The 12,090-nt window shown below is 70.5% G+C and carries 11 protein-coding genes and 1 pseudogene; 10 read left to right on the top strand and 2 right to left on the bottom strand.

Going from position 1 to position 12,090, the window contains the following annotated elements:
* Positions 1 to 139 precede the first annotated feature (139 nt).
* The 3 genes and pseudogenes from ACFVH2_RS17410 to ACFVH2_RS17400 all read left to right on the top strand — a co-directional run.
* Positions 140 to 376 (top strand): annotated as a pseudogene (locus ACFVH2_RS17410) (nitronate monooxygenase); the annotation flags it as partial.
* A 362-nt stretch (positions 377 to 738) separates the two neighbouring features.
* The gene (locus tag ACFVH2_RS17405) at positions 739 to 1,431 is read left to right on the top strand and encodes a hypothetical protein (protein ID WP_378423453.1); all 693 of its coding nucleotides are present in this window, start codon (positions 739 to 741) and stop codon (positions 1,429 to 1,431) included.
* Between the two features lie 192 nt (positions 1,432 to 1,623).
* Complete coding sequence (locus tag ACFVH2_RS17400; RefSeq protein ID WP_378423455.1) at positions 1,624 to 4,188, top strand: bifunctional lysylphosphatidylglycerol flippase/synthetase MprF; 2,565 nt, start codon at positions 1,624 to 1,626, stop codon at positions 4,186 to 4,188.
* A 103-nt stretch (positions 4,189 to 4,291) separates the two neighbouring features.
* On the opposite strand, the gene ACFVH2_RS17395 is transcribed toward ACFVH2_RS17400, so the two are convergent.
* Entirely contained in the window at positions 4,292 to 4,906 is a 615-nt protein-coding gene (locus ACFVH2_RS17395) for a hypothetical protein (RefSeq protein ID WP_378423456.1), read from the bottom strand.
* A gap of 275 nt (positions 4,907 to 5,181) precedes the next feature.
* Between ACFVH2_RS17395 and carD the strand changes: the two genes are divergently transcribed.
* Genes carD through ACFVH2_RS17365 form a run of 6 tightly spaced genes read left to right on the top strand, consistent with a single transcriptional unit; the run spans position 5,182 to position 10,515 of the window.
* A complete protein-coding gene (carD, locus tag ACFVH2_RS17390) occupies positions 5,182 to 5,670 on the top strand; it encodes an RNA polymerase-binding transcription factor CarD (RefSeq protein ID WP_378423458.1) in 489 nt (162 codons plus the stop codon).
* A 5-nt stretch (positions 5,671 to 5,675) separates the two neighbouring features.
* Positions 5,676 to 6,386, top strand: coding sequence for a 2-C-methyl-D-erythritol 4-phosphate cytidylyltransferase (ispD, locus tag ACFVH2_RS17385; RefSeq protein WP_378423460.1), 711 nt, complete (start codon positions 5,676 to 5,678; stop codon positions 6,384 to 6,386).
* Positions 6,387 to 6,397: 11 nt separating this feature from the next.
* Positions 6,398 to 6,874 (top strand): 2-C-methyl-D-erythritol 2,4-cyclodiphosphate synthase, encoded by a 477-nt coding sequence (gene ispF, locus ACFVH2_RS17380; RefSeq protein ID WP_378423462.1) that lies wholly within the window; start codon positions 6,398 to 6,400, stop codon positions 6,872 to 6,874.
* Between the two features lie 11 nt (positions 6,875 to 6,885).
* Positions 6,886 to 8,295 (top strand): cysteine--tRNA ligase, encoded by a 1,410-nt coding sequence (gene cysS, locus ACFVH2_RS17375; RefSeq protein WP_378423464.1) that lies wholly within the window; start codon positions 6,886 to 6,888, stop codon positions 8,293 to 8,295.
* Positions 8,295 to 9,278, top strand: a complete 984-nt coding sequence (gene rlmB / locus ACFVH2_RS17370) for a 23S rRNA (guanosine(2251)-2'-O)-methyltransferase RlmB (RefSeq protein WP_378423466.1) — start codon at positions 8,295 to 8,297, stop codon at positions 9,276 to 9,278. Before cysS ends, rlmB begins: the two co-directional genes overlap by 1 nt.
* A 19-nt stretch (positions 9,279 to 9,297) precedes the next feature.
* Complete coding sequence (locus tag ACFVH2_RS17365; RefSeq protein ID WP_378423468.1) at positions 9,298 to 10,515, top strand: amidase; 1,218 nt, start codon at positions 9,298 to 9,300, stop codon at positions 10,513 to 10,515.
* Here the strand turns inward: ACFVH2_RS17365 and ACFVH2_RS17360 are convergent.
* The gene (locus tag ACFVH2_RS17360) at positions 10,493 to 11,353 is read right to left on the bottom strand and encodes a biotin-dependent carboxyltransferase family protein (protein WP_378423470.1); all 861 of its coding nucleotides are present in this window, start codon (positions 11,351 to 11,353) and stop codon (positions 10,493 to 10,495) included. The two genes, ACFVH2_RS17365 and ACFVH2_RS17360, sit on opposite strands and share 23 nt — an antisense overlap.
* A gap of 37 nt (positions 11,354 to 11,390) precedes the next feature.
* On the opposite strand from ACFVH2_RS17360, the gene ACFVH2_RS17355 reads away from it, so the two are divergent.
* Positions 11,391 to 12,080 carry a ZIP family metal transporter gene (locus ACFVH2_RS17355; RefSeq protein ID WP_378423472.1) on the top strand — a complete coding sequence of 230 codons (690 nt, stop codon included), beginning with the start codon at positions 11,391 to 11,393 and terminating at the stop codon, positions 12,078 to 12,080.
* Positions 12,081 to 12,090: the final 10 nt, after the last annotated feature.

The following is a 12,090-nucleotide window of genomic DNA, read 5'->3' as shown; positions in this document are numbered from 1 at the left end:
TGCCGTCCCGTCGCCGGAACTGGGCGAGCGCTCGGTGGCGGTGCTCCGCGAGGCGGGCCTGACCGGCGCGCAGATCGGCGCCCTGATCGAGTCCGGTGGTCGCCGAGCCGGACAACGTTTCGACGGAAGCCGCGTCGTAGGTGGGCTGTTCGACGATGTCCGAGACCTGGTGTCCGGCGCCCGCGGCCGCACGGTCTACGAGAACGGCGATCCCGAAGCCGGCATCTGGTCCGCCGGTATGTCGCAGGGTCTGATCCACGACGTCCCGACGGTGGCCGTGCTGGTCGACCGGATCGTGGCCGAGGCGGTCGAGCTGATCCAGGGCCGACTCGCCAGGTTCTGCGGGAGTCGAGAGCCCGAGGTGGTCGGGCTCTGAGCTCACCGAACGGCGGTAAGCCGCATGGGAATTGACGAGAACCGGGAAGGGCTGTCGAGGCTCTTCCCGGTTTCGTGACCGATGTGGGGGGCCGCCCTGATTCCATCGCCAGTGCCTATGGATGTATGTGGCATTTCGTCTTGGACCCCTGACCCGAACTGGCGGCATCATTACCGATGCCATGTGATTCGCACCACACGTTTGTTGCGGTCGTGGGCTTTCGCCCTCCGGGAGGAGTGACCCCCGACCGGCAGGCGCCCGCGGTCGGCCGACCTGTACCCGGGACGATCCCCGCTGCATCCGTTGTTCGCCTCGCGCTGGCACCCCCCTGCCAACCCGACAGAATCGAAAATACGATCACCATGAAGATTCGTAAGTTCACTGCCACCGCCGTCCTGGCGATCGCCGCCACCGGCATCGCCGCAGGCACCGCCTACGCCGCACCCGCGACGCCCGATGCGTCGCAGACCAGCCAGGCCGAGCAGCACGCCGTCGGCTGGACCGTCACCCGCAGCGGCAACCAGGTCATCGTCCAGACCGCCGCCGGATCGCTGAACGTCGAGGACAACCACCTGGTGGTCCGCGACGGCCAGGGCGTCGCCGTCGAGGCCGTGCCGCTGAGCCTGGCCGTCGACGGGCGCGCCTACCCGGTTGCCGCGCAGGTCGCAGGCAACACCGCGACCCTGACGGCGAACACCGATCCCGCTGTTGCCACCGCGGCGCCGAGGCTGGCGCCGAGCGACATCGACCTGCCCGCCGCGATCGGTGGCGTGCAGCCGGCGATCGGTCTGACCGCTTCGGTCGGTGGTTTCCTCGGTGCTGCGGCCGGCCTGGTCGGCGGTTGCATCCTCGGTGCGACGGTGGCGGGTGTGGTGTCGGCGCCGGCGGCGATGTTGTTCGGTGCGGGTCCGATCGCCGGGTGTATCGGTGGTGCGTTGCTGCTCGGTGCGACGTCGAGCCTGGCGGGTACCGCGGTCGGTGGCCTCGGTTCGGCGTTGGCGAATGCCCCGCAGTTCATGCAGGTGCTCAATCAGCCGGCTGCCCCGAAGAAGTAGTCGCCACCTCGAATCGGGTGGCCCGCCCCCACAACGGGGGCGGGCCGCCCGCCCGTGCTCCAACCGTCGTGAGGGCCGCGGTACCGCACGCAGATCCGTTCCCATCAGTACCAGCGCAGTGCCCGGGTCCTTGTTGCGCGACATGTCGACGAGTCCCGAGATGCGCTTGACGCAGAGAGTGGGGCTCGTGTCATGAGCTCGACAAGTCTGAGTTCGCCGCCGAGCGGGGCCACAGCGCGGAGGCAGGCCACCCGACTGGCAGGTCTGCCGCGCGCCGGTCTCGAGGGAGCCCCGGTCAGCATCGCAATTGTGCTGTCGTTGTGGACTGTCGGGCTGATCACCGGCACCCTCGCCCACGGCCCCGATCCGGACCTCTCGAGCCGCATCGGGATCGGCGCGGAGGCCCTCCGGGGAGGGCACTTGTGGGCGGTCCTCACCGCCGGCTTCTTGACGCCGGGATCGGGCGGGTTGTTCGTGGCGACCGCGTTGATCCTCGCCGTGGCGGTGCCGATCGAGCACAGAATCGGCTCCGCTCGATTCGTCGTGAGTGCGATCGTCGCCGAAGTTCTCGGAGTTATGCTCGCGCTGGGATCGGCCGCCCTGATCGCGCTGTTCCACACCACCTGGGGCGCACACCTGCAGCACGGCATCGCCATCGGTCCCGGTCTCTGGCTCGTCGGCGTGGTCACCGCTTCGAGCGTGGCGATGCCCACGATGTGGCGCCGTCGTATCCGGCTCGGCATGTTCTTCCTACTCACCACGCTGGCACTGTTCGGCGGTGCGCTCGACGATCTGATCAGGCTCGGTACCGCCGTGGCGGGTCTGCTCGTCGGGCCGGTGATCTTCCGAAGCGATACCAGCACCGTGTCGCAGAACCCGACGCTGCGGGAAAAGCGGGTCCTGGTCGCAATTGTCGTCGTCGCAAGCACAGTGGGGCCACTGCTTGCCGCGATCTCGCCGGGGGCGGTGGGTCCGCTGTCCTCTCTGCGGGACATGTTCAGCAGCCCCGGAATAGACGTCGCTCAGGTTCGAACACTCTGTGCCACTCCGGGTCTCGCGCACGAATGTCACCGCGGGCTGCGAGACCTGCAACTCTCGGGGGCCGGTCCGTATGTCCTGATGTTGATGCCGACGGTCCTGATGCTGGTGCTCAGCGACGGCCTGCGGCGCGGCAGGCGACTGGCCTGGCTCGCGGCCGTTGCCGCGACGTCCACGCTGCTCGGCCTCGGCGTGATGGTCACGGCAGTCAGGTATTTCACCCGCCGTCACCCGGGGCAAACTGCTCACGACGTAATCGGCCTTGCCCTCGAGCTCCTGCCCTACATGGCGATGGTGGTGGTCGTCCTGGTCCTGCTGCTGACCAGGAGACTGTTCTCCGTGACGACACCGCGAGGCGCCCGCCGGCGGACCGCGCGCACGATCGTCGCGGCCTTCGTGGTTTCGGCCGGCGTCTACGTCGTCATCGGCACGCTGACCCGCAACGGATTCGACCGGGCCCCGACGGCGCCGGAGTTGCTCCTCTCGTTTCCGCAGCGACTGGTACCGCCGGTGTTCCTCCAGTTCCTCACGCCCGCCTATCTGCCCCAGGCCCTGCCTGCGACGATCCTCTACGAATGGGTCGGGGTGCTCTTCTGGATCGTGGTCAGCTTCGTGTTGCTGTCTTCCCTCCTGACACCATCGGACGACGAGTCCGTGGGTTCGCGCACACGGGCTCGCGACCTTCTGCACAGCAACGGTGGCAGCGCGCTGTCCTGGATGACCACCTGGTCGGGGAACAGATACTGGTTCAGTGCGGACGGTTCCAGCTTTGTCGGGTATCGCGTCGTCGGTGGCGTTGCGCTGACGACCGGTGATCCGGTCGGACCACCGGATCACTTGCAGGACAACATGAAAGAGTTCTCCGACTTCTGCACCCTCAAAGGGTGGACGCCATGCTTCTACTCCGCCACCGGTCGGGTTGCCGAAACTGCGCACCGGGTCGGATGGAGCGCGATCCATATCGCCGAGAACACCGTCCTCGACCTCGACGAGCTGAGCTTCACCGGCAAGAAGTTCCAGGATGTCCGGACCGCGATCAACAAGGCGAAGAAGGTCGGAGTGCACGCCGAGTGGGTGTCCTTCGCAACCGCACCGGTGGTGATCGTCGACCAGATCACTATGATCTCGAACGGGTGGATCGCCGAGCGGGGCATGCCGGAGATGGGCTTCACCCTCGGCGGTCTGGAGGAGCTCTCCGATCCGGAGGTGCGCTGTCTCGTTGCCATCGACGACGACCGCACCGTGCATGCGGTGACCTCGTGGCTGCCCGTCTACGAGCGCGGTCGTCCGGTGGGCTGGACGTTGGACCTGATGCGCCGCCGATCGCTGGGGTTCAACCCCAGTATCGAGTTCCTGATCGCCTCGGCCGCGCTGCTGTTCAGGGAGGAGGGTGCGACGTTTCTCAGCCTGTCCGGCGCGCCCCTCGCCAGGGCCGAGCAGGAACCCGTGGGCCGCGTGGCCGACAGCGAGCGGCGCAGCGGCGCGGCGCTCGAGTGGATCATGGACGCGCTCGGGCGGACCCTCGAACCGGTGTACGGATTCCGTTCGCTGCTGGCATTCAAATCCAAGTTCCAGCCCCAGTACGCACCGATGTACCTGGTCTTTCCCGACGCCGTGGCGCTGCCGAGCATCGTGAACGCCGTCGCGCGCGCGTACCTGCCGGATGCGTCTCTCGGGCAACAGATACGGGTCGCGCGAAAACTCCTGCGGATCGGTTGAGTCTCAGCCGCCGGATCGCGGGGGACGCCGACCCGGGCGTCAGGACGAGAACGACCCCCGACCTGCAGGTCGGGGGTCGTTCTCTGAAGTTGCAGCTGTTCGGTCAGTGCCCGCCGGCGCTGCCGAGCGGCTCCGAGCCCGCGGTGCCCGACTTGGCGGACTCGTGGCGCTCGGCGGTCGGGCCCGCGTCGACCGGGACCTGGACCGTGATGTCACCCGCATGCTCGAAGGTGAACGTGATCGGCACGGTCAGGCCGGGGCGCACGCCCTCCTTGATCCCGTCGAGGGTGACCAGCACGAGCTGGGTCGGCTCCTCCGGGTTGTCCAGCACGGTGGCGGCGCGGACGCCGGCGCCGAGGGAGGTCTGCGGGTCGATCACGCGCCCGCCCACCTCGCCGGCGATCGTGACCGACTTGGCGTAGTCGGTGGTGATCCGGCCGAGGCGCTCGGACCGCTGCTCGTCGTTGTTCACCGCGGTGAACGCGAGGGCGGCGGTGCCGCCCGGCTCGAGGCTGTACTCCTCGCTCTGCGGGAAGAGGATGTGCACGTTGCGCAGCGAGATGTCGCCTTGGTTCGCGTAGTTACCGTTCACCGCGGCGACCTGGGTCGCGGTCTGGGTGATTTGGCCCGCGCTGCAGGCGGACAGCGAGATGGCCGCGGCTGCGGCCAGGGCAACGGCGGTGGCGACTCGGCGAGTCGACGCATTCAGGGCTGTCACGGGTTGTCCTCCACGGCATCGGGTCGTAACTCCACTAGGCAGAGTAGTAGTCAGATCCCGCGTGCCGATCCCCGGGTCGTTCTTCGGCAGGTCGCGCCGCGCGCCGGATGGCCGAATTGTGGGGCCAGTCGGTCGGTTTGGGTGCTCGAGGAAGCACGTTCAGGTCGCCCTGTCAAGCCCTCCAACCACCCCGCTGTGCCCCTGACCAGCGGCGTTGGAACCACTGCCGCGAGAACCCGTGTTAAACTGGGCAGATCGAAAGGGGCACGGGACAGATGATTTTTAAGGTCGGAGACACCGTCGTATACCCCCACCACGGAGCGGCGCTGATCGAGGCAATCGAAACTCGCACCATCAAGGGTGAACAAAAGGAGTACCTCGTTCTGAAGGTCGCGCAGGGCGACCTCACCGTTCGGGTTCCCGCAGACAACGCCGAGTACGTCGGCGTTCGTGATGTCGTGGGCCAGGAGGGGCTGGACAAGGTCTTCCAGGTGCTCCGCGCACCGCACACCGAGGAGCCGACCAACTGGTCGCGTCGGTACAAGGCGAATCTGGAGAAGCTCGCGTCGGGTGACGTGAACAAGGTGGCCGAGGTCGTGCGTGACCTCTGGCGACGCGAGCAGGATCGCGGGCTGTCCGCCGGCGAGAAGCGGATGTTGGCCAAGGCGCGGCAGATCCTCGTCGGCGAGCTCGCGCTCGCCGAGGGAACCGACGACGCCAAGGCCGAGACCATTCTCGACGAGGTTCTCGCCGCGGCGTCCTAGCGGAAATGGCTGAAGTGACAGACCCGGTCGACGTGAATGGCGGAGGCCGGGTCGTTGCGTTGGTGCCGGCCGCCGGTCAGGGGGTGCGGCTGGGGGAGGGCGTGCCCAAGGCGTTCGTGACGCTCGGCGGGCGGACCCTGCTGCGACTGTCGGTGGACGGGCTGCTGGCGTCCGGCGCGGTGGACCGGGTCGTCGTGATCGTGCCCGAGGACCGCGTCGCGGATGTTCGAGCCGAGCTGCCCGACGGCGTCGACGTGGTCGCCGGTGGGGCGGAGCGCACCGACTCGGTACGCGCGGGCATCGCCGCGGCGTCCGACGCGGGCCTGTTGCTCGTGCACGACGCGGCACGGGCGCTGACGCCGCCGTCGCTGATCACGCGGGTGGTCGCGGAACTGCGCGCCGGCCGCGAGGCAGTGGTGCCCGCCCTGCCGGTGGCGGACACGATCAAGACGGTGGACCTGCTCGGTGTCGTCACCGGCACGCCGCCCCGCTCGGAACTGCGCGCGATCCAGACGCCGCAGGGGTTCGAGGCCGGACTGCTCCGCCGCGCGTATGCGGAGGCCGCCGAGGCCACCGACGACGCGGGCCTGGTCGAGCGCCTCGGCGCACGGGTCCGGACCATCGCGGGCGAACCGCTCGCCTTCAAGATCACCACGCCACTCGACCTCGCGCTGGCCAGGGCCGTGGTCGACGACCGAGAATCGATCGAAGAGTAGGAGTGCACGGAGTGCGTGTGGGTATCGGTACCGACGTCCATCCGATCGAGGCGGGCCGGCCCTGCTGGATCGCGGGTCTGCTGTTCGAGGGTGAGGACGGCTGTGCCGGCCACTCGGACGGTGACGTCGCCGCCCACGCGCTCTGCGACGCGCTGCTGTCGGCGGCCGGTCTCGGTGATCTCGGTTCGGTGTTCGGCACCGGCCGCCCGGAGTGGGACGGCGCCAGCGGCGCCGCGCTGCTCGGCGAGGTGCGCCGCCTGCTCGAGGCCGAGGGGCTGGCCATCGGGAATGCTGCGGTGCAGGTGATCGGGAATCGCCCGAAGGTCGGCCCGCGCCGGCTCGAGGCCCAGTCCGTGTTGAGCTGCGTTCTCGGCGCACCGATCTCGGTGTCCGCGACCACCACCGACGGACTCGGACTGACCGGCCGCGGCGAGGGCATCGCCGCCGTCGCGACCGCGCTGGTACTTCCCGCCGGTTCGGACCGGTAAGATCGCACGTCGTGACCCTGCGCCTATTCGACACCGAGACGCGGGCCCTGCGTGACTTCGTTCCGCTGGCCCCCGGACACGCGTCGATCTACCTGTGTGGGGCCACCGTCCAGGGTGACCCGCACATCGGCCACGTCCGCAGCGGCGTGGCGTTCGACGTGCTGCGGCGCTGGCTGTTGGCGCACGACTACGACGTCGCGTTCGTCCGGAACGTCACCGACATCGACGACAAGATCCTGAACAAGGCCGCCGAGGCGGGTCGCCCGTGGTGGGAGTGGGCGGCGACCTACGAGCGCTCCTTCGACTGGGCCTACGGCCAGCTCGGCGTGCTGCCGCCGTCCGCCGAGCCGCGCGCGACCGGTCACGTCACCCAGATGGTCGAGTTGATGCAGCGGCTGATCGACGCCGGACACGCGTACGCCGCGGCCGGCGACGTGTACTTCGACGTGCAGAGTTGGAAGAACTACGGCGCGCTGTCCGGACACAAGCTCGACGACGTGCACCAGGGCGAGAGCGCCGCCGAGGGCAAGCGCGACCCGCGAGACTTCACGCTGTGGAAGGCAGAGAAGCCGGGGGAGCCGTCCTGGCCGACGCCGTGGGGGCGCGGCCGGCCGGGCTGGCACCTCGAGTGCTCCGCGATGGCCGAGGCATACCTGGGCTCGGAGTTCGACATTCACTGCGGTGGGCTCGATCTGGTGTTCCCGCACCACGAGAACGAGCTAGCGCAGAGCCGGGCCGCGGGGGACGGATTCGCGCGCTACTGGCTGCACAACGGCTGGGTCACCATGGGCGGCGAGAAGATGTCCAAGTCCCTCGGCAACGTGCTGTCGGTGCCGAACGTGCTGAAAAGAGTTCGGCCGCAAGAACTTCGGTTCTACCTCGGCGGCGCACACTACCGATCCATGCTCGAGTACTCCGATCATGCGCTCGACGTCGCGGCGGAAACCTACCGCGGCATCGAGGCATTCGTCCTCAAGACCCAGGAGCGGGCCGGCGACGTCCCGGTGGGGAAGTGGACCGAGGAGTTCGCCGCCGCCCTCGACGACGATCTCGGTGTGCCCAAGGCGCTGGCCGCGATTCACGGCCGCCGCACCGAGGGCAACAAGGCGCTCGACGCGGGCGACCTGGCCGCGGCCAGGGAGATCGCCGGACAGGTGCGCGCGATGATGGGCATCCTCGGCGTGGATCCGCTCGACCCGCACTGGGTCGCGGGGTCCGCCGACGCGTCCGCCGCACACGACGCGTTGGACGTGCTGGTCCGCGCGAGCCTCGACGCGCGAGCGCGGGCGAAGGCCGACAAGGACTGGGCGGCCGCCGACGAGATCCGTGATCGGCTCGCCGCGGCGGGCATCGCGGTCACCGACACCCCGAACGGGCCCGAATGGGCTCTCGACACGAACCACAACGAAGCAGGGCAGTGATGGCTGGCAATTCGAGCAGGCGCGGTGCGATCCGCAAGTCCGGCACCAAGAAGGGCCAGGTCACCGGTTCCGGCGGCAAGGGGCGCCGCAGCCTCGAGGGCCGCGGTGCGACCCCGCCCGCGATCGAGCGGACCAAGCATCCCGCGGCCAAGCGGGCCCGGGCAGCGGCGAAGGCCGCGAACACCGGCCGTCCGGGCGGCAGCGCGCCGCGCGGGCGTGGCGGCTCGCCCCGCAAGGGCGACGACGGCCCGGAGAACGTGCTCGGCCGCAACCCGGTGCTCGAGTGCCTGCGCGCAGGCGTCCCGGCGACCGCGCTGTACGTCGCGGTCGGCACCGAGAGCGACGACCGGCTCAAGGAGAGCGTGCAGATCGCCGCGGACGCCGGCATCTCCATCCTCGAGGTGCCGCGCGGCGACCTGGACCGGATGAGCGCCAACGGGCTGCACCAGGGCGTTGCCCTGCAGGTGCCGCCGTACCGGTACGCCCACCCCGACGACCTCATCGCCGAGGCCCGCAAGCAGCAGGAACCGGCGCTCCTGGTGGCGCTGGACAACATCACCGACCCGCGCAATCTCGGCGCGGTGGTGCGTTCGGTCGCCGCCTTCGGTGGACACGGCGTGGTGATCCCGCAGCGCCGCAGCGCATCCGTCACCGCGGTGGCATGGCGGACCAGTGCGGGCGCGGCGGCCCGGCTGCCGATCGCCCAGGCCACCAACCTGACCCGGACCCTGAAGGACTGGGCCGCCAAGGGCGTCCAGATCGTCGGGCTCGACGCGGGCGGCGACACCACCCTCGACCAGTACGACGGCACCGGTCCGGTGGTGATCGTGGTGGGGTCCGAGGGCAAGGGCCTGTCCCGGCTGGTCCGCGAGACCTGCGACACCATCCTCAGTATTCCGATGGCGGGCCCGGTCGAGTCCCTCAACGCGTCGGTCGCGGCCGGCGTCGTCCTCTCCGACATCGCCCGTCAGCGGCGACGCTGACGCGCGACCCCGACCGGCCGTGAGCCCGGGTCCCTCCGCGGGGTCCGCTCGTGCGGTGTGGCGGGAGTTCGGTAGGCCGCTGATCGCGCCGACGGGCACCGGACCGCTCGACGGGGTGAGCGTCGCGGTCAAGGACCTGTACGACGTCGCCGGCCACCGGGTCGGGGCGGGCAATCCCGCCTGGCTCGCCGAATCGGCACCCGCCGCTCGCACCGCCGCCGCGCCGGCGGCGTTGCTCGCCGCGGGGGCGCGGATCGCGGGGATCGCCCGCACCGACGAGTTCGCCTACAGCCTGACCGGAACCAACGCGCACTACGGAACCCCGCCGAACCCGGCCGCGCCGGATCGGATTCCGGGTGGGTCGAGTTCCGGCCCGGCCAGCGCGGTCGCGCTCGGAGAGGCCACGGTCGGTCTCGGCACCGACACCGCCGGATCGATCCGAGTTCCCGCGTCGTACCAGGGTCTCTACGGGATGCGCCCGACGCACGGTGTCGTGTCGACGGACGGGGTGGTCCCGCTGGCACCGTCCTTCGACACCGTCGGCTGGATCGCCCGGGACGCGGCGACGCTGACCGCGGTCGGTCGGGTGCTGTTACCGGGCCGTGCCCGGCGATCGTTCACGCGAGCGATCGTCGCCGACGACCTGTCGTCGTTCGTGTCGGCGCAGGTGCGGGACGCGACGACGAGGGCGATCGAGGCCTGGTCGGGCGACTCGGGTCTGCCGCCGGTCGAGCACCGGCCGCTCGACGCCGGCCGACTGGCGGGTGCGGTCCGCGACTTCCAGACCGTGCAGGGCTGGGAGGCGTGGCACGCGCACGGGCCGTGGATCTCTCGACACTGGGACAGCCTGAACCCGGACGTGCGTGCGCGATTCGAGGCCGCCGCGCGCCACACCGCCGCCGACCACGAACGCGCGGTCGGCGGGCTGCGCCGGTTCGCCGCGGAGCTGGACCGATTCCTCGGCGAGCACCTGCTTTTGCTGCCGTCGGCGTCGTCGGTCGCGCCGACCCGCGCGGAATCGGCGCTCGGCGGCCCGGTCGTGGAGCGGGCCCGCGCCGCGACCTTCGCGCTCACCTGTGTCGCCGGTGCGACCGGCCGCTGCGCGGTCAGTGTCCCGGTGCCCACCGTGGACGGAATTCCGGTGGGGCTCAGCCTCGTCGGTCCTCGCGGTCGGGACCTCGACGTCCTCGAGCTCGCGGCGCGGCTGGGCCAGGTCAGTGGGCGCGGGCGAACCTGAGCGTCGCGCCGGGGACGAGTTGGGCCGCGGCCCCCAGGTCGTCGCCCACGACCACCGCGATCACGGGGTAGCCGCCGGTCACGGGGTGGTCGGCGAGGAAGAGGACCGGCTGCCCGCTCGCCGGGACCTGCAGCGCGCCCGCCACCATGCCCTCGCTCGGCAGCTCGCTTCGGTCGGCGCGCACCAGGGCCTTCGGGCCCGTGAGCCGCGCGCCGACCCGGTTGCTGTCCTGCGACACCGTCCAGACCTGACCGAACAGGGTGTCGAGCGCCTCGGGCGCGAACATCGCGTCCCGCGGTCCGAGGCACACGCGCAGGGTCGTGGCCCCGACGGTCGGGGGCGGGGGGATGAGGTCCTCGGCGGGCCACTGCCGCGCCAGTCGCCCGATCGGGACGCGGTCGCCGGCGCGGATCGGCGGGGGACCGAGTCCGGCGAGGGTGTCGGTCGACCGGCTGCCCAGGGTCGGCGCGACGTCCACCCCGCCGCGTACGGCCAGATAGCTGCGCAGGCCGTTGGTGGCGTGGCCGAGGGTCAGCACATCGCCGTCGGACAGATGCGTTGCGCTGTAGTCGCCGCACGGAATCCCGTTGACCAGCAGGGGGATCCGTGCTCCGGTGACCGCGACCGTCGCCTGCCCGTGCGCGCGGACCCGCAGGCCGCCGAGCGTCACCTCGAGGGTCGCGGCGGCGGGGTCGTTGCCCACCAGGCGGTTTGCGCTGTCGTGCGAGCGTCGGTCGGCGGCGCCGGAGGTTCCGACGCCCAGTGCCGCGAAACCGGGTCGTCCCCGGTCCTGAACCGTGACCAGGATCCCGCTGCGCACGACCTCGAGCCAACTCACGCCACAATTGTCACCCACCGGGCCGTAGCATCGGCGAATGTCGACCGCTGCGCTCTACGGGTTGGGAACTGCGATACCGCTGCTCGTCGGCGCGGCGGTGGGATTGCGTTACGACCTGCCGCGGACCGTGCTCGCAGCACTGATGGCCTTCGGCGCGGGCACCATGGTGGCAGCGGTGTCCACCGAGCTGTTCCAGCCCGCGTTCACGTCCGAGGGCGGTCTGATCGCGGGGTCGGCACTGATGGCCGGCGCGCTGGTGTACGTGGTCGCCGATCACCTCATCGAGAACAAACTCGGCCCCGCGGCGCTCGGTTGGGCGCTGATGCTCGGCTCGCTGCTCGACGGCATCCCCGAGAACACCGCGCTCGGTGTCTCGCTGGGCGGGGGAGGCGGCGTCGTGCTGCTCGTCGCGGTCGCGGTGGGCAACGTGCCCGAGGCGGTGGCCGGTGCCGCGTCGATGCGCAAGCAGCCGAATTTCAACGTGCGCCGGGCCCTGCTGCTGTGGACGGTCACCGCGGTCGTGTTGGTACTGGTGGTCGTCGCCGCGAACGCGGCGGCCGACAACATCCCGGACCGGTCCATCGCGGTGATCCAGGCGTTCGCCGGTGGCGCCACGATCGCGGTGCTCGCCGATTCGCTGATGCCCGAGGCGTACCGGGAGGGCGGCTGGTGGGTGGGTTTGTCCACCGCGCTCGGTTTCCTGGTCGCCTTCGCCCTCGGCGGATAGTCGCCGAGGA

Origin of the sequence: Rhodococcus sp. NPDC127527 (assembly GCF_042672245.1) — a bacterium.
Taxonomy (GTDB): domain Bacteria; phylum Actinomycetota; class Actinomycetes; order Mycobacteriales; family Mycobacteriaceae; genus Rhodococcus_G.
This window is presented reverse-complemented; position numbering and strand designations above follow the sequence as displayed.